The sequence below is a fragment of the Singulisphaera sp. GP187 genome (assembly GCF_900129635.1).
Taxonomy (GTDB): domain Bacteria; phylum Planctomycetota; class Planctomycetia; order Isosphaerales; family Isosphaeraceae; genus Singulisphaera.
Genome location: NZ_FSRB01000002.1, coordinates 548,580 through 566,689, shown reverse-complemented (window position 1 = coordinate 566,689; position 18,110 = coordinate 548,580). Strand labels below are relative to the sequence as shown.

Below are 18,110 nucleotides of genomic sequence, written 5' to 3'. Positions count from 1 at the left end.
CCCTCGATCCTTTCGGTCGAAGGTAAGCGGATCGTTTTACCCGCCTTCTTCCAGCGGGGTCGGGGCACTCCCGACAAGACCAGACAAACCTTTGCCACGGCGCACCCATGCGTCCGACACACCGACGCACCTTCAGGGTTGTCTCGGGTCCTGTCGTGGCTAGGTCAGCCTTCATGCTCAACCGCTTGTTCACTTCTGAATTGCAGTCGCCCTCGGACCGTGAACGCGTACTTTTTCGCCGCCGTCGACGGCGTCCGCACCGCATGAACTGGTGGAGAGGCTCTTTACCGCCCCCCCCTCGACGGTTTGTAATAGAGGGAGACCCCTCTTCTCGGCTGGGGCGGCGTCCGGGCGTGGGGCGACGGCCATGTTCGACCTGGCGCGGTTCTCCCTGAGCAATATGATCGAGTGCGGGGCCGGCCTCCGCCGACTCGGACGGAACGAGCGGAGCATGGAGGGGGCGGCCGAGCGCATCGTGCGCCACCTCTACGACCAACTCGTGGACGGCCGGACCGGCGCGCGGGCCTGTGCCCTGGTTCGATTCTTCAAGACCCATCCCTACAGCGAACTCGACGCGGGCCTCCAGGGCATCGCCCTCGAGATGCTGGGCCGGCCGCCCGATGCGCCGGCCCTGAAGTGCCTGACCCTGCTGGCGACCGTCGGCGACCGCCCGGAGTGGAGTGATCGGGAGCGGTCGCGCGGGCACCGGGCGATCCCACTGCCCAGCGAGGAGACGATCCTTCGGGCCCCCATGATCAGCCAGCTCATCGAGCAGCTCGGGCTCGAGGTCGGCACGGTCCTGCAGCCCGATCCGGCCGTCTTGCTCGACCTGGAGCAGCGGTCCTTCAACGTCTTCCATGTCCCCCGGGCGCGCGGCAGCCCGTTCGTCCCCGCCCAGGAGGAGTTCGTGGCCCCGCACGGGATCGAGTCGGTCCTGGGCTTCGGCGGCGTGCTGCCCGGCGGAGACCTCTTCGCGGTGATCCTGTTCAGCCGGGTCCCCATCCCGAGGGCGACGGCCGATCTCTTCAAGCCCCTGGCGCTGAGCGTCAAGCTTGCCGTCCTGCCCTTCGCCGGCGGGCCGGTCTTCGCTGCCGCCGGCCAGGCCATTGGCGAGGGCGACAACGCCGGCGGGGACCACCCGAGCGAGAGCGCCTCGCGGGTGCGCTCCCGGGCCGCGGCCCTGGAGCAGTTGCTCGAGGTGCACGAGCGGAGCGTGCTGGAACAGGCCGGCACGCTGGAGCAAGCCCTGGCCGAATCCCGGCAACTGCTGGAATCGGCCCCGGATGCGATCGTCATCACCGACGGCCGAGGCCGAATTGTCCGCCTCAATCGGCGGACCGAGGGGGCGTTCGGCTACACCAGGGAGGAATTGCTCGGTCGGCCCGCCGAGCTGTTGGTCCCCGATGGCTTCCGGCCCGGCGATGGGGCGACCCCCACGGTCGACGAGCCCAGCCCGCGGCTCGAGGGCCCGGAGCGGGACCTGTACGGCCGGCGCAAGGATGGGGGTCGATTCCCCATCGACCTCACCCTCAGCCCGCTGGAGGCGGCCGACGACGGGCTGGTCATCGGCATCATCCACGACCTCACCGAACGTCGACGGATGCAGGCCATGCTCATCCAGGCGGAGAAGCTGGCCTCGCTGGGCCTCCTCAGCGCCGGGGTGGCCCACGAGATCAATAACCCGTTGGCCTATGTGGCCAACAACCTGGCCGTACTCGAGCGCGACGCCCGCTACCTCTCCGAAGTGCTGGCCGCCCACGATGAGGCCCGGCCAGCCCTGGCGGCGACCAACCCCGAGCTGGCCGAGCGGATCGACCGGATCGCCGAGGCCATCGACCTGCCCTACATCCGAGCCAACCTCGGGCGAATGGTGAGCCGCACGCGGCAGGGGGTCAAACGCATCTCGGACATCGTCCAGAACCTGCGTCTGTTTGCCCGGCTCGACCAGGCCGCCGTCGATCAGGTGGACCTGCATCAGGCGATCGCCGGCAGCCTGGAACTGATCTGGGGCCAGTTGGAGCAACGCCACATTGTGGTGGAGCAGCACGATGGCGGGTTACAGCAGGTCGTCTGCGCCCCGGCCCAGATCAACCAGGTGGTCCTAAATCTGCTGATCAATGCCATGCAAGCGATCGAGGCGACGGGCCGGAACGGCGGGCGGATCGAGATCGGCATCCGGGCGCAGGGCGACCAGGTGATCCTCGAGGTCGCGGACGACGGCTGCGGCATGCCGGCCGAGGACCTGCCGCGGATCTTCGACCCGTTCTTCACGACCAAGCCGATGGGCCAGGGGACAGGGTTGGGGCTCGCGATCAGCCACAGCATCGTCGCCGACCACGCCGGGCGCATCGAGGTCGAGAGCACTCCCGGTCGGGGGAGCCGCTTCCGCGTGATCCTGCCGGTCGGGGGACAGAGACAAGGCCAAAAGCCCAGCGGCGGTGGACGGCGAGCCGGAGCTCAGTAAACCGGTCGACAAATGGGAGAGCCCGGCTCGAAGCTCACCGAAGCCACGCCGGGCGGATGGCCGTTGATCCAGGCCTCAAAAGTCTTCTCGAAACCGGCGAATCGCTCCTCGAGACTCGCCGCTGACCGAAGGGCCTATGAGCTGAGGCTTTCATACTCCGCGAAACTTGAACTGAGAGGCGGGGTAGGCCGTCCCGCTCCAACGACGGATGTTCAAATCGTTCTGCCCGCCAGGGGTGGGGTGGGTGCCCGGAGGAACGACCACCGGATGCGCGGTGTGCACCCGCGCAAGCCCGCCCCTCAGGTGACCTGAGGCCGCCAGGGCGTCGACTGCGGCCGCCGACACGGTCGGGAAACGTCGCGAGGGCCGGTTCCGCGGTTGGGTCGAAACGACGCCCCCCGAGGCCGTTGCCGGCCCCGCCAGGGTCTGATGTGTGATCTGGCCGCGGAAGTCGGTGCCCGCCCCGCCGGTCCGCTGGCCGTCGAGGAACTGGCCCGCCGTGTTGGTCAGGCCGCCGGGCGCTGTGCCTCGGACCGTCAATTGATAGACGTTGCTGAGCTTCAAACGCTCGGTCGGATGAAGGGTGACGGTCAAGGTCGCGGGATCGTACACCGCTTTCTGGATGGTGATCGGGCGACCGACCGGACGGCCGCGGAGCAACACCAGGGAATAGTTCCTCACGTCCTGAGCCCTTGCCGAGTCCATCGCCGCGCTAAAGGTCAGGACCAGGACCGTCGGCTGAAGGTGGTAGCCGAACCGCAAGAGGCTCGTCACGGTCGGGCCGCGGGTCTGGGGGACGTTGACAACCAGACTGACCGGCCCCGACGTGCTCGAGGCATGAGTGGCATCGCCGCTGTAGACCGCCTTGATCGTGTGCGACCCAGGGGCCAGACCGGTCAGGGTTCCGGCGGCAAGCGTCGGAACCACGAGCGTGGCGGAGCCGTTGGCGTCCAGTGCCGTGGTCCCCAACGCCAAGGCGCCATCGAAGAACCTGATCGACCCGGTCGGAGTTCCCGATCCCGGCGCGGGTCGGACCGTCGCCGTCAGCGTCACAGGCTGCCCGGCCGTCACGGGGTTGGGAGAAATCCGGAGCTCGGTTGAGGTGGTCGAGGTTGCGGACGCACTGACGGATGCCGTGGCCTGGGCGACGAGCGCTTTGTTCTTCAACGACCTCACCTGGATGGTCACCGCCCCGCTACCGAACGCGGCGAGGTCGACCTGGAGCAAGAGGGTCCCGGTGGAGAGGCCTGGAAGTCGGAACAGTGGGATCGTCTGGGCAGGAGTGCCGTCCAGTCCCCTCAGGTGGGCCGAGACCGGACCAGTGCTCCCGGTAATGACCGCCTCGTACGAATCCTCGGTGTTGCCCTGGTTTTGGACAAGGAGCGAGAAGGTCGAGCCGCCGGGCCGGGGAAGGACCTCCCTGTCCTTGACGAACTGAGCCTGGAGACCGACGGTCGGCGCAATCGTGATCGCGGCCGTCGCGGTGGCCTTCACGGCGGGATTGCCCCGCGACGTGGCCACGGCGGTCAGGCTGAGCGCCCCGGGAACCGCGACGTTGACGCTGGTCGTGGTGATCGAAACGACCCGCGATGCGCCTGGCGCCAGCGTCAGTTCGGTCTGGCCGAGGGTGGCGGTCAGGGCGCCGGGCCCGGCGAGCGTGAGGTTGAACGTGTCGGTCACGGTCCCCTTGTTGGTGACCGTCATGTCCAGCACGCCGGTCGGGGTGGTCGACAGCGGAGTCAAGCCGACCGCCACTCCGAAGGCCGTCACATTGAGCGTCCCCGCGACGGAACCGGTGACTCCCGACGAGGAGGTCGCGCGGGCGTTGACCGTGAAGTCGTACAACCCGGGCATCGTTCCCACCAACGCGCTGAGCGTGAGCGGGATCTCTTGGAAGTTGCCCGCGCCCGGAGCGACATCCACCGTGTCTCGCCCGAACAGGCTGACGATCCCCCCCGGTCCATTGACCGTCAAGGCGAAGTTTTCCCGAACGCTGCCGGTGTTGGTCACCCGCACCACGTAATTCGCTCCGGTCCCTTGACCGGCCGTGGCCTGGGTCGGAATCAGCGTGACGACCACACCGTGCGCATTGGTGTCGGGCAACACGGGTGCGCCCGCGAGGGTCAGGCTTCCTTGCACCGAGCCCGTGGCACCGGTCGGAGCGCTGGCCGTGACCGCAAACCCATAGGCCCCCAGCGCCGCGAGGGCTTCCGAAGTGAGCGTGAACGGAACGTTGAGCGTGCCGCCGGCGGGAACCAAGATCGAGGCCGGCAAGCTCGACCAGGTCGGAGACACCCCCTGGATCGAGAGGGCATACGTCACGGCCGCGTTCGTGGGATTCGAGACCACGAGCGTGTAGGGCGCCGCCGCCCCCGGCCGAACCGACCGCGACGCCGGATCGAGTCCGAGGATCTGATTGGCGGAAACATCCAGCGCGGGCAATGTCACCTGCCCCGGGGCTCCCTGGCTGGTGAACGCGACCGAAGCACCAAGCGTCACGGGCCGCGACTCGCCCGCCTGCATGTTGGTCACGGTCGATTGCCAGGTGATCTTCTCGGTTTTCGAAGCCGCGATGAGGGAAAGGTTCCAGACATAAGTATCGCGATCGACCCCCGTGATGATCTGGGTCGGCGCGAGACTGAACGATCCGGGCACGACGGCCACGCCCCTGTTCTTCGGAACGTCCACTCGCGCGGTGAGGGGAATGGAACTGTCACCAGCGATCTGATAGATGATCAATCCACTCGTGCTCGTGGTATAGAGGAAATTCCCTTCCCCGAACAACCTCGTGACTGCGGCCGGTACGGTGGTGCTCTTCGTGCCAAGTTGCTGAGGGTTGGTCGCGTCGACCACGGTGAGCTGGGAGGAGTCACTCGCGGCCCCAAGGCTGGAATACGCGAAAAGGCCATTCCCCAGCGGCACGTCGTAGTTGAGCCCCCGTGAGGCGCGGGGCAACGTTTGCGTCGAAATGAGTTGTGGGTTGCGCGGGTCTGTGAGATCCAGCGTGGCGAGCACGAAGTTCCCGGTAAAGCCCAGATCGGTCCCAAAGTCGTTCCAGCCGCCGGTGGACCCCGTAACGAGGGCCCGGTTCCCTTCCATCGCGAGGCCGACGGCCTGCACCGTGCCCGGGATGGTGAGGCTCCGGACGATCTTCATGTGGGTCGGATCGCTGATATCGATGACATCCACGACGCCCGACCCCGTCTGGGTATCAGTGTGCACGGCCGTGCTTCCCGTGACCAGCAGCGTGGTCGGGTCGACCTGGACGACGGACCAGAGGTTGCCGTCACCCCCCGTGAGATTGATGCCGAACTCGTTCCCGATGTTGTCGTTGTTGGTGCCGTAGGTATTCCGGAGGACGCCATCGAGATGCGGCGCGGCCGGGTTCGAAACATCGATGGAGAGCAGGTCTCCCGTTTGCTCGAAAATGTCGTTGTTGGCCAGGAAGAAGAAGATACTGAAGATCGGCACAAACACATGCGTGTCGGTAACAATCATATCGGTGGCGTTGTCATAGGGAATCCCCGGCGTGGCTCCCAGGAGTTGTGGGTTCGCCGGATCGGCAATCGAATAGATCGAGACGACGATCGATCCAAAGGCGCCGCCCGCCTTCAACGCGTAGAGTCGGTCTCCGCGCATCTTGAGGAGATCCGCGGTCGTGCCGACCGTGCGCACCAGCTGCGGCTGGCTCGGGTTGGTGATGTCGTAAACGCGAATGCCGTCGTTGGCCCCGACGTAGAGCAGGTTCCCATTCCGGAGTAAACCGGCGGCGCCCGGAACGGCCGTCTGGGACAACACGCCGAGCGGCCCCACCAGGGGAGCGGTGCTGTTGATGGTCAGCGTGTTCGCGACCGTGCTCGTTCCGGTCGGGAGGACGTTGGGGGTCACCGCGATTGTCGACGACACCGGAGAACCGACGAGCAAGCGCCCCTCGCCGGTCGCGCCGGGGATGGGTTGGCCGCCGGCGTCGGTCAGACTGACAACGATCGTGTACTCGCCAAGTGAGAGGTTCGTCGTGTCGAGGGGACCGAGTGGGACCGTCGTCAGCGACGTGAGCACGCCGAGCGTGACCGGCACCGCCTGCGAGTTGAAAACGGTCTGGCCGCCGGCGTTCTTCACCACGAACGACGCCAGTGCCTGCTGCTCCCGATTGACCGCGTTGAGCACGCGAGTCGAGACCTTCACCGTGCCGCCCGGATCGACGAACGGCGGGTCGGTACTGACCGAAACGACAGAGACGAACTCGCTTCGCGCCGTGAGCGAGCCGGTCGCAGTGCCGCTGATCTCAGGAGCCCCCTGGGCGCTGGCCTGCACGACAAAGCTCAAAGGAGCGAGTTGGGTCGTGGAGGTGGGGGTCAAAGTCACCTGGAGGCTGGTCGTGAATGCGCCGGGGGCCAGCGTGATCGAGGTCTGCGACAGGCTGCCGGTGACATCGGCCGGCAGGCCCGGAAGGCTCAGGAGATAGGTCGTCGTCTCGGTCCCCAGGTTCCGGAGGAGGAGCGAGAAGGTCGAGGGGGATTGCGGCTGGGCGACCTGGCTGTTGGTCACGAAGGACAGCTCGAAGCGGTGCTTGATCAGATTCGTCAGAATCGAACCGAGAGAGTCGAGCACGTTGCCCAACGCGACAATGGCGCCTTGGATCTGGGCGGACGTTCCGGCGTTGGCGAGCGTCGCCTTCGCCGACGTCAGATCGGCACGGAGCGGAGCGATCGCGGGGTTGCTTCCGAGCTGGCCGATGACGCTGTCGAGGCTGGCCAGGGCCTGGCTCTTGAAGACCTCGCTGGACGGGTTCCCCACGAGGTTCGTCAGGGCCAGGCTGAGGTCGTTGAGTCGGGCGGCCAGCGCGGAGTTGCCCAACTGGCTCGCGGCCACCGACGCGTCGGCGATCGCCGTCGCGCCCGGGACCACGACGTTCACGTTAATCACGCGAGTTTCGGGTAAGGCCGTCCCGAACTTGGTGTCGAGACTCGCGGAAAGCGCGCTGTTCAGCGGTGTGCCCGGGGCGGGTGTCAGAGTGACCGTCTGGGTCACCGTATCGCCGGGATTGATCGTGACGGGAGTGAGTCCGCTCAGCGTGAGGCCATTGGAAAGGCGGGTCGCGAACGTCAGATGCTCCGGGACGTTTCCCGTCGCCTGCAATCGAAGGACGACCTGGACCGGGTTCCCGGGAGTCGTGCTCACCTCGGTCCGGTCGAGGGTCACGCTCACGCCGTGGACCTCGGGCAAGGCGAAGGTGAGGCTCTGGGTGGTCGTCCGGCTGAGATCCGCCAGATCGGCCACCTGGACACCGAACGAGACAAGGGTTCCGGGTTGAGCGATCGGCCCGGTCGGGAAGAGGATCAGGCCCACCTCGGCCGTCGCGCCCGGCGGGATCACCACCTCGGGAATGCTGGTCCTGCCGCTGAATCCGGCCGGCAAATCGACCAGGTTCAAGCTGAACCGGCGCGTGCTGGCTCCCAGGTTCTTGATCCCGATCCGGAACATCGGGAATTGCGCTCCTTGGATCGGGAGGGTATAGAGCGGGTCGGGAACGATGGCGGTGGCAATCGTGTCTCCAGGGCTGCTTCCCTGGCCCAAGTTTTTGAACGCATCCAACGGCCGAGGTGAAATCAAGAGGTCTTGCAGCGGGGGGTCGTTGGAGTGGTCGAACGAGAACTTCAACCCCAAGGCAAAGCCGGCGGCAAAGAAGACGTTCGGGATCCCCTTGGCCACCTGAATGGCTGCGTTGAACAGGGTGCCGATCCAGTTCTTGATTTGAAGAAATGTCTGAACATTAGTAGGAAGCCCCGCGCTGTTGAAATTCACGGCCGAGAAGAACGCGAACCGCGCCAGGCTAAACAAGCTCTGACCGATCCCGATCCCGGCGACCACCCCCAGGTTGAACTCGATCAGGTAGGTGATGGTATAGAACATGACCTTTTCCGCGGTGCTCGCGAACACGGCCTGGTGTCCGCCGTCATCCATCACGTCCACGGTCGCGCCCGTGACCGGATCGGTCTCATACCAGGCGATCCGCGGCTCCCCATTGATGGTCACGTTCTGAGTGGGCACCAGGACGACCTTGCCCTGGTCGATGGCGTTGGAGATCAGGAGCTTGGCTTGGGCCGAGAACGGGAGCGCGTCGAGTTGGCCGCGATTCTGGCCGCTCAGGACCACCAGGGGAATGTTCTGGGCCAGGGCCGACTGGAAGACCGACACCGCGCTGACCGGAATCAAGGGCGCGCCCGTGGCAGTCGGGGGAGGCGTCCCCATCGCGATGGTTTCGACGAACGTCTCGCTGAGGCCGCGCACGAGCTGAAAGCCGATGTTGGCCTGGGCGTTCTGGCCGGGAACCGCAATCGCGCGGAGCAGGTCGCGGAGCAGGTCCATTGAAAACCGGAGCGAGACAGTCCCGTCGGCCCGCGGAATCGCCCGGGAATCAAAGAGGACGACGCGCGGGCTGTCGAAGTAGGCCTTGACGAGTTCGCTGCTGCCCAACTGGTCCGTGAACGTATCCGACATGACGGCGAACTGGGCGAGCCGCGACCGCGCCATCGCGATCAAGGCGTTGCCGAACACGCTGCTGAGTTGGCCGAGAAGTTGATCCCGAGCGGGGCCGGGGGGGGTGGCATCCACCTGCTGCGCAAAGCTCGTGAACGTGGCTTGTTGAGCCGCGAGCTGTTGGTTCAGAGTCTCCAGCGCTTTCAGGTTATAGCGTCCCGGCTCGATGCTGAGCGTGGTGAGGTCGAGCGGCGTGATCAGCGGCTCGCCCGGGTTCACCGACAAGGCGCCCCCGCCCCCCTTTTGCCTCGCGGCAACCCCGAACCGATCGGCGAGCGTCTTGTCCAGGTTGACCACGGTGCCGTCAGGAGCGGTCATCTTGATCTTCAAGAAGACGCCGGTAAGAATCTGGCTGCCAAACGGGAAATTCGTGAGCACTTCCTGATACGAAGTTCCCAAAAGAAGCGGATCATGCGAGGATTCGAGAGTCCCGTCTCCCACCAGGAGATACGGCGTATACGTGTTGGTCGTCGCCGAGAAGACAAAACCGGACGTCGAGCTCGAGACGAAATGACCGATCGTTATCGGCCTGCCCACGAGTTCCACGGTGTCAAAGGTGTCGGTGAGAACCGGGGCGACGCTCTGCGACGACCCGCCAAAGAGGTCGTTTTGCGTCAGCTCACGCTCCAATGTGATCGTGACCTTGTGCCGGAGTGCGTCCGGGACCTCGGCGAACGTTCCCTGGGCGGCCGTAAACGTCTGGCCGATCGCCCCGTTCTTGAAGGTCGGGTCGGCATCCTGGAATCCCCCCCCCAGGTCAAATTGGATCCAGTAGTGCTGGCGCGTCTCGGCAAGGAGCGTGGGATCGTGCGCCGGGTCGGAGGCCGCCACGCCCGGGCTGAGGAAGCCGACGACTCGCAGTGGGTCCGCAAACATCGAGAGGATCAACTGCTGAGAAGCCGCATCCGAGAGCGTCCCCTGAACATACCGGGCCGGAATGCCCGAGGCGCGATAGAGGGCCACCCCCAGACTCGCTTCATCCAGCGCATTGCCCGCGTTGCTCCAGAGCGTGCCCCGCGCCCCTCGGAGCGACCCCGTGTACGACTCAAACCCGACCGCATCACGCAGATAACTAAAGATTTCCGCGGGGTCATAATCGAGCTCGGCCGCCTTCTGCTGGATGAACGGGTCTTGCGAATTGGCGTCGACCGTGGCCGTGAGGAACTCGGCCGGAATCGCGCCGGCGCGCAAGGTCGCCGCCGGCGCGGTGTCCGAGACAACTTGCGTGCCGAGCGTGGCGAGGGCCTGCGAACCGAGGTCGAGCGGCAACGACGCGGGGTCATTCCTCGCGACGACCAGCGTGACGCTGGTCCGGCCAAAGCCGTCGATCGTCCCCAAGCCCCACGTCAACTCCTGGCCGTTGCGCGCCGGCGCCGCCGAGGCACTCACGATCGTCACGCCAGGCGCCAGTGTGGTTGTCAACTGGACCCCGGACTCCGGATCAGTCTGTTCGTTGTAAACGGAATAAGTGATCGCCACCTGGTTGTTTTGAATCCCGCCGACGGTGTACGAGGAGAGGGTACGCCCGACGACAAGGGCGGAGGGCAGGGCGGCCGACGCCCCATCGAGCATCAACCGATTTTCGAGCCATTCCGCCGCCAGGTAAAACGGCTTGGGTCGCCTCGGACGCAGAGGCGGACGTCGATCGGAAAGGTCCAAAGCCTTGGGAGAGCCGCGTGACATGATGTAAGCCTTTCCTTGGCCCCCTCCCCGGAGAGTTCCGGATCCCCGACGTTCGACTTCTTCCAGCGTCGCGAGCCAGAGGGGGAAAAGCCATCCGAGTAGACCGGATCGCCCAAAGAATCTGCTTGAAAGCCACCAAGAACCGATATGACAACCGCAAACCATCGAGTCACTTCGAAGTTATGCAAATTGCATAGAAATCGCAAGCATGTTGTTTTCTAACACAGACAAAATTAACCATCCTCGTTGATCTTGAATTCCATGACCTTGCGATGATTTCTTGGCTCATTCCTTGGCAATTTTAAACGCACTCAAGATCAAGAGGACCGACGCGCCTGGCGTCCGAGGCCAAAGAAAAAGATCTCGCCGCCCGTTCGCGACTCGGAAAGGCCGGCTGCCTGGCCAACATTGATTTTCGGAATATCTTGCTACAAAACAAATGACAAAAACACACGGCTCTTCCTGGCCAGGTAGGAGCGGCCGCGGCCGCGTCGAACCATCGTGAAGGTCTCCGGAGTCCCAAGGGGAGACGTTCCGTTCGCTGGCACGACCTGATCGTCGGCCTCTTGAGCGGGAGGCACCGGCAAGCGGACTGAGCGCCGGTCCAGGCCCAACGCCAGCGCGGGCAGCCCTCCGGCGAGGGACCGACCGGTGCGGTGAGAAGGGAGAGGGAGGTGGGCGAGGTCGGTGGAAAACCGAAAGGGACCGGCCTCGAAGCCAGGGGCTGGCTTCGTGGTCGATCCCTTTTCGGTTTGGGAATCGGTATCGGTCGTTCAATCCCGGAGCACGGGTCAGGCTTCGGGCGCGGTCTCAGGCGTCGGCGCGGACTTGGCCGCGGCGGCGGCTTCGGCCTTGGCGCGTTTGGCGGCGACCTTGGTGGCGCGACGCTCGGCCTTGGCGGCCTTGGCCTCGGCCGGGGTGGACTTGCCACCGGGGAACCGCTCCTTGAGGCGGACGGCCTTGCCCGACCGTTCGCGGAGGTAGTAGAGCTTGGCGCGACGGACCTTGCCCGACCGCTTCACCACGATGTCGGCGATTCGCGGGGAGTGGACCGGGAACTTGCGTTCGACGCCTTCGCCCTGGACGATCCGGCGGACCACGAACATCTCGCGGGTCTTGGTGCCCGAGCGTGCGATGACGACGCCGTTGAAGATCTGGATCCGCTCTTTCTCGCCTTCCAGGATCCGGACGTGGACGTCAACCGTGTCGCCGATCTCGAACTTCGGGATCGTCGCCTTCATACTCGATTGTTCGACCGTCTCCATCAACTGATTTTGCATGGCTCAACCCTTTCCTTCCTGTGTCTGACTTGGCTTATCGTCGATGTTCTCGTCGCCAGCGTGCGATCGCGGCGTGGTCGCCGCTGAGCAGAATGTCGGGGACCGCTCGGCCGCGGAACTCGCGGGGGCGGGTATAGTGGGGGTACTCGAGGCCACCGTCGGGTCCGAACGACTCGTCGATCGCGCTCTCGGCATCACCCAGGACGCCGGGCAAGAGCCGCATGACGGCGTCAACGACGACCATCGCGGCCACCTCACCCCCCGAGAGCACGTAGTCGCCTACCGACAGTTGCTCCGGCTCCAGGGTCTCGAAGATCCGTTCATCAAAACCTTCGTAGCGGCCGCAGAGCAGGATGATCCGAGACGCACCGGCCAGTTCGCGGACCCGGTCCTGATCGAGTCTGCGGCCTTGCGGCGACAGCGCGATCAAGCGGGCGGGACGGTCGTCGGCGGCTTGCACCGCCTCGACGGCCGCAACGGTCGGTGGCGCCATCAGCACCATGCCGGGCCCCCCACCAAACGGACGGTCGTCCACCTGCTTGTGCTTCCCCTCGGCCCAGTCGCGGAGGTCCCAGCGGTGAACCGCGACGAGTTCCTTGTCGATCGCACGTTTGAGGATGCTCTCGCTCAGGAAGCCGTCGAAGAGGGCTGGGAACAGGCTTATCAGGTCAAAACGAAGCGGCGAGGCAGACATCGTCAGCCTTTGCGATTACGAGGCCGGCGGCGCCGTGGGCGCCGCGGCAGGGGCCTGCGAAAGGGACGCCGGGGCCGGAGCAGTCGCCTGCGCGGGGGCCGGGGTCGCCGCGGGGGCTTCGGGAACTTCCCAGTGCTCGCCGGGCGCGGGCTTGGTGATCTTGTACCGGTTCAAGAGCGCCTGGACCTTATCGCTCGGCTGGGCGCCGACCGACAGCCAGTAGCGGATCCGGCTGACATTCAGGACCGTACGAGCATCGACGTTGCGGATCATCGGGTCATGGTGCCCGAGTTCTTCGATCGCCCGACCATCACGCGGTGAGCGGATATCCATCGCACAGATCCGGAAGAAGGGACGATGGCGGCGGCCGAACGATTTCATGCGAAGACGGACCACTCGGAAACTCCTCAAAAAAGAAAAGATGGCTCGGACGCATGGCAAGTCCTTCGGGAACCCCTTGCACAATGTTTCCGCGGGACGAGGCCGGTCCCGAGCCTGCGGCGGCCTCGCGGGTCGTCAGGATCAAGTCAGGGTCCCCTCGTCGGGTCCTCTGGCTTTTTTATCTTTGATCCGTCCGGCCCATTCCCTAAACGATTCGGCTAACTCTGCTTCCGTTGTATGTCTGAAAAGCCGAGCGACTCGGCGAGCGGCCACGGAGTCAGTCCGACCCGTGGCCCTCAGCCGCAAAACCAAGAGTCGTCAGGTCATCCTTCTTTGCCGCGTTCGTCGCGACGCTTCTTCCGCTCTTCTTTCTCACGCAGCTTGCGCTGTTTTTCGCGTTCTTTGGGGGTGAGCCGCTTGCCGGTCCCCTGTTTGGGGGCCATCAGCCGGGCTCCGGGGTTGAACGCCCCCGCGCGGCCGAGTCCGCTCATGGCGCGAATCTTGTCAAGCATGGTCATCTGAGACATCTGCTTGACCAAGGCCGCCATGGCGTCGAACTGCTTGACCAGGGCCGAGATGTCGGACGGGTCAACGCCCGCACCGGCCGAGATCCGCCGCCGTCGCGAGATATCGATCAGGTTCGGATTGCGCCGCTCCTCGGGGGTCATACTATCGATGATCCCCTGAATCCGCTGCACCTCACCGTCGGCATCGATCTCGTCGAGGTTCACGGGCATCTGGTTCAGGCCAGGGATCTTGCCCATCAGGTCGCGGACCGACCCCATCTTCTTCATCTGGGTGATCTGCTGGCGGAAGTCGTTGAGGTCGAACTTCCCCTTGGCAAGCTTCTCTTGCTGCCGCTGCGCCTCCTCCTGATCCACGACCGACTGCGCGGCCTCGACCAGGCCGACGATGTCGCCCATGCCGAGCATCTGGCCGACGAGCCGCTCGGGGTCGAACGGCTGCAGCTTGTCGAGCTTCTCCCCCATGCCGACAAACTTGACGGGGACACCGGTCACCTTGCGGACCGAGAGCGCGGCCCCACCTCGGGCGTCGCCATCGAGCTTGGTGATGATCACGCCGTCGAGTTCGAGCGCCTCGTTGAACGAGCCGGCCGAGGCGACCGCGTCCTGCCCGGTCAAGGCGTCACAGACGAACAAGACCTGGTGCGGCTTGACCTTCTTCTCGATCTGCTTGAGCTCGGCCATGAGCTCGTCGTCAACGTGGAGCCGGCCGGCGGTGTCGAGGATGATCGTGTCGCGGGCCTGGCGGTTGGCCTCGGCGAGCGCATCCTGGCAGACCTTGACCGGGTTCGACTCCGGCGCACTGAAAACCGGAATTTGCAGTTGCTGGCCGATGACCTTGAGCTGCTCGATCGCGGCGGGGCGCTGAAGGTCGGCCGCGACGAGCAACGGCTTTCGCCCCTGCGAAGCCAACAACCGCGCAAGCTTACCGCAAGTGGTCGTCTTGCCCGCGCCTTGGAGACCGCAGAGCATGATGACCGTCGGGCCGGTCTTCTCGAACCGGATCGTCGGGTCGATCGGCCCCATCAGCTCGATGAGCTCGTCGTGGACGATCTTGACGATCTGCTGCTCGGGCCGAACGCTCTTGATCAGTTGCTGACCGACAGCGCGTTCGCCGACCTTCTCCATGAACTCCTTGACGACTTGCAGATTGACGTCGGCTTCCAGGAGTGCGGTGCGAACTTCGCGGAGGCCATCCTTGATGTTGGCCTCGGTCAGCAGCCCCCGCGCGCGGAACTGCCCAAAGGCAGAAGTAAGCCGTTTTTGTAGGTCGTCGAACATGGCCGAGATCGTTCCCGTTCCCTAGGGCTATCGCGAACCAGCTAGTTTAATGAGTAGACGGTTCCACGACAATATCTTTAGCCCAAGGAACCTGAGGGCGTGTTCGTCTCAAACAACGACGGGATAACCCCGCGGACTCCCGATCGGTCCGCAAAGGAGAGACGACGGGATGGCCCCAAGACGTAAGATTGCTCGGAGTTAACGGCTCGATGGGAGCCGGAGACGCCATACCGACCACTCACCGAATCAGAAAATCATGACTCTTCTTCTCTTCGGAGCACGGACCATGCCCGGCCTGAGAACGATCCGGACGCGATTCCTCGGGTGTTGCCTGCTCTGGGCCTGGTCGAACGTCGCCGGGATGGCCCCGGCCGTTGCGGCCGACACCGATCGCCCCCTCGAGTGGCTCAATCCCCCCGCGCTGAAGCCTGGGGACACCATCGCGTTCGCGGCCCCGGCCGGCCCCGCCGTCCTGGCCCCCCTGCGTGAGTACGCCAAAACGCTGGAGCAGGCCGGGTACAAGGTGATCATTCCGGAGGGGATCGAGGAGCGGAAGCACGGGTATCTCGGAGGCACCGACGACCAGCGGGCCGAGGAACTGAACCGGTTCATCCGCGACCCCAAGGTCCGGGCGATCTTCCCGGTCCGCGGCGGCTATGGCCTGACACGCATCATCGACCGGATCGACTACCCGGCCCTGCGCAAGGATCCAAAGATCATCATCGGTTATTCAGATCTGACCGCGCTTCACCTGGCCGTGGCCCGCGAAGCGAAGCTGGTCACGTTCCACTCACCCATGCCGATGGCAGGCCTGGCGCCGGACGACAAGGGGGAATACAGGTTTGCGGGCCGGTCGTTCCGGCAGTTGATCTTCGCCGACCAATATCAGCCGGGGCAGAACGGCTTCGTCGTGGCGGTCCCCGAGGGTCGGAAACCCGAGACCCTGGTGGGGGGCAAGGCCAGCGGGCGACTGCTCGGAGGGAATCTGACCTTGATCTGTAGCACCCTCGGCACCCCGTATGCGATCCAACCGAAAGGGGCCATCCTGCTCATCGAAGACGTGAACGAGGCGCCGTACCGGGTGGACCGATCGCTGTCCCAACTCCGGCTGGCCGGCGTGCTCGACCAGGTGGCCGGGGTCGTGATCGGGTCGTTCACCAGCAAAGAACCCGCGGATCGTGAAGAGACCGATCGGGTGCTCCGCGAATACTTCGCCAAAGCGAAGGTGCCGGTGATCCTCAACTTTCCCATCGGCCACACCCCGCACAACGCGACCGTGCCCCATGGCGGCCTGGTCGAGCTCGACGCCGACGCCACCGTGTTGAAGCTCCTGGAGAACCCGGTTCGGCTCGACTAGAGCGGTTTTCCTTTGCATTGCGCACCGCGGAGGAAAAAGGGGACTGGCTCCCGGCCCCTGAGCCCTTGAATCTCACCGAACGCTTGGGAGGCCGGGTGCCTGTCCCCTTTTTCCGTGCGCCAGCCGGCTGGGAACCGCTCTAGGCTCTGCTTGAGAAACGACCGAAGCATATGACTTCAGGAATACCTGTTTCAAACGCCCATTTTTATGTCATATAGACAACATCGTTTCCATTTCTCAACCAGAACGTAGAGCGGTTTATGTCGAAGAAAGCACGAACCATGGACATCGGGCCGCCGGTTTCGAACGCGTTCACTCCTTTGTGACTGGGATCGCTGAGGAGAATCGTTATGTCATCCTCCCCCTTTAGAGCCGAACGGAGAAGTCCTCCTCTATCAGGCCGAGGATGGCCGCACGCGTATCGAGTGCCGTTTCGAGAACGAGACACTCTGGCTCACCCAAGCACTCATGGCCGAACTTTTCCAGACCACGCCTCAGAACATAACTCTCGACATCAAGGCGATTTATGAGGAGGGAGAAGCCGACGAGGTGGCAACCTGTAAGGATTACTTACAAGTTCGCCAGGAGGGAGGCCGCGAAGTCCGCCGCGCCGTCAAACACTACAATCTCGACGTGATCCTGGCCGTCGGCTCGTCGCGCGGCACGCAGTTTCGCCGCTGGGCGACGGAGCGGTTGCGGGAGTATCTGGTCAAGGGATTCACGATGGACGACGAGCGGCTCAAAAACCCGCCCGTCGAGGGGTCCGGCGTTCCCGATTACTTCGACGAGTTGCTGGAGCGGATTCGCGACATCCGCGCCAGCGAACGCCGGATGTACCTGCGCGTCAAGGAGATCTTCGCCCTCGCCGCCGATTACGACGCCAGCCAGAAGAGCACCGTCGAACTCTTCAAGAGGTAGGTGACAGGTGCGATTCCTCCGAACGAATCGCTCGCCGACCAATCTCCAAGAAAGCTCGTGACCGCCGCGTGAACTTGGCAAATCGGGGCTCTCGTCACCGCCTGATCTGAATGCCATAATCGAGTCGAACTCCGAGGCCACAACCTTCCATCCCGAAAACCGAGCCAAGCTGCCATGTCGGAGACGCAAACCGACAGTCATGCGGGGAGCCTCTTTCCGACCACGCAGTGGGGCCGCCTGTGCGCGGCCAGCCGCAGGGACGCCCCGGAGGCGAGGGAAGCGTTGTCGGGCCTTTGCCAGGCCTATTGGTATCCCATCTACGCCTACATCAGGCACCGCCGATACCCGCCGGATCAGGCGCGAGACCTGACTCAGGATTTCTTTATCTACGTCCTGGAACGCGACCTCTTCGCCAAGGCCGATCCGGCGCGGGGTCGCTTCCGGGCGTTCCTTCGTACGATCTGCGCCCGTCAACTGGCAGCCCGTCGGGATCATGAGACTGCGGCCAAGCGGGGTGGGGGGCGGTTCTTGATTTCGATCGACCCCTGCGATGCCGAGCACCGGTATGCGCTTGAACCGGCCCACGGGATGACCCCGGAGCGCATCTTCGACAGGACCTGGGCTTTGACCCTTCTCGATCGGATCGTCGAACGGCTCCGCCGCGAATACGACGATGCGGGACGGTCGGCCAAGTTCGAGGAATTGATCGCCCAGCTCACTCGTGATCCGGCGTCGGGGGCCTATGCGGAGGTCGCGGGGCGGCTGGGGATGACCGAAGGGAACGTCCGCGTCGCCGTCCATCGCCTCAGACGCCGCTATGGGGTGATGTTACGCGAGGAGATCGCCGCGACCGTCGGCGACGCGACTGAGGTTGAGGACGAAATCCGGACGCTCTTTGCCGCTCTGGAGGACTGAATCCCGTCACGGCGCTGTAACCTCCGCCGACTTTCTCCCAAAGAAAAAGGGAGGGCCCTCAGTTTGGATCGGA

7 protein-coding genes and 2 pseudogenes are annotated in these 18,110 nt (G+C 64.7%); 4 read left to right on the top strand and 5 right to left on the bottom strand.

The window, feature by feature from the left end:
* Positions 1-367: 367 nt before the first annotated feature.
* Complete coding sequence (locus BUS42_RS26660) at positions 368-2,464, top strand: two-component system sensor histidine kinase NtrB (RefSeq protein WP_074312097.1); 2,097 nt, start codon at positions 368-370, stop codon at positions 2,462-2,464.
* Positions 2,465-2,614: 150 nt separating this feature from the next.
* On the opposite strand, the gene BUS42_RS26655 is transcribed toward BUS42_RS26660, so the two are convergent.
* The 5 genes and pseudogenes from BUS42_RS26655 to ffh all read right to left on the bottom strand — a co-directional run bounded on the left by BUS42_RS26655 (position 2,615) and on the right by ffh (position 14,847).
* Entirely contained in the window at positions 2,615-10,687 is an 8,073-nt protein-coding gene (locus tag BUS42_RS26655) for an Ig-like domain repeat protein (RefSeq protein WP_074312096.1), read from the bottom strand.
* Between the two features lie 938 nt (positions 10,688-11,625).
* Positions 11,626-11,967 (bottom strand): annotated as a pseudogene (gene rplS, locus BUS42_RS26650) (50S ribosomal protein L19); the annotation flags it as partial.
* Positions 11,968-12,001: 34 nt separating this feature from the next.
* Positions 12,002-12,661 (bottom strand): tRNA (guanosine(37)-N1)-methyltransferase TrmD, encoded by a 660-nt coding sequence (gene trmD, locus BUS42_RS26645; RefSeq protein WP_074312092.1) that lies wholly within the window; start codon positions 12,659-12,661, stop codon positions 12,002-12,004.
* Between the two features lie 15 nt (positions 12,662-12,676).
* Positions 12,677-13,057: a 30S ribosomal protein S16 gene (gene rpsP, locus BUS42_RS26640; RefSeq protein ID WP_254053814.1), complete on the bottom strand. Its 381-nt coding sequence runs from the start codon at positions 13,055-13,057 to the stop codon at positions 12,677-12,679.
* A 308-nt stretch (positions 13,058-13,365) separates the two neighbouring features.
* Positions 13,366-14,847, bottom strand: coding sequence for a signal recognition particle protein (gene ffh / locus BUS42_RS26635; protein ID WP_074312088.1), 1,482 nt, complete (start codon positions 14,845-14,847; stop codon positions 13,366-13,368).
* Positions 14,848-15,133: 286 nt separating this feature from the next.
* Here ffh and BUS42_RS26630 point away from each other — a divergent pair, with 286 nt between their 5' ends.
* From BUS42_RS26630 to BUS42_RS26620, 3 genes and pseudogenes are all read left to right on the top strand, one after another.
* A complete protein-coding gene (locus BUS42_RS26630; RefSeq protein WP_074312086.1) occupies positions 15,134-16,204 on the top strand; it encodes a S66 peptidase family protein in 1,071 nt (356 codons plus the stop codon).
* 420 nt (positions 16,205-16,624) lie between these two features.
* A pseudogene (rhuM, locus tag BUS42_RS26625) lies at positions 16,625-17,116 on the top strand (RhuM family protein); the annotation flags it as partial.
* A gap of 180 nt (positions 17,117-17,296) precedes the next feature.
* Positions 17,297-18,037, top strand: coding sequence for an RNA polymerase sigma factor (locus tag BUS42_RS26620; protein ID WP_074312084.1), 741 nt, complete (start codon positions 17,297-17,299; stop codon positions 18,035-18,037).
* Positions 18,038-18,110: the final 73 nt, after the last annotated feature.

Coding starts and splice junctions, on each gene's coding strand:
- BUS42_RS26660 (WP_074312097.1), top strand. CDS start 368: ATGTTCGACCTGGCGCGGTTCTCCCTGAGCAATATGATCGAGTGCGGG.
- BUS42_RS26655 (WP_074312096.1), bottom strand. CDS start 10,687: ATGTCACGCGGCTCTCCCAAGGCTTTGGACCTTTCCGATCGACGTCCG.
- trmD (WP_074312092.1), bottom strand. CDS start 12,661: ATGTCTGCCTCGCCGCTTCGTTTTGACCTGATAAGCCTGTTCCCAGCC.
- ffh (WP_074312088.1), bottom strand. CDS start 14,847: ATGTTCGACGACCTACAAAAACGGCTTACTTCTGCCTTTGGGCAGTTC.
- BUS42_RS26630 (WP_074312086.1), top strand. CDS start 15,134: ATGCCCGGCCTGAGAACGATCCGGACGCGATTCCTCGGGTGTTGCCTG.
- BUS42_RS26620 (WP_074312084.1), top strand. CDS start 17,297: ATGTCGGAGACGCAAACCGACAGTCATGCGGGGAGCCTCTTTCCGACC.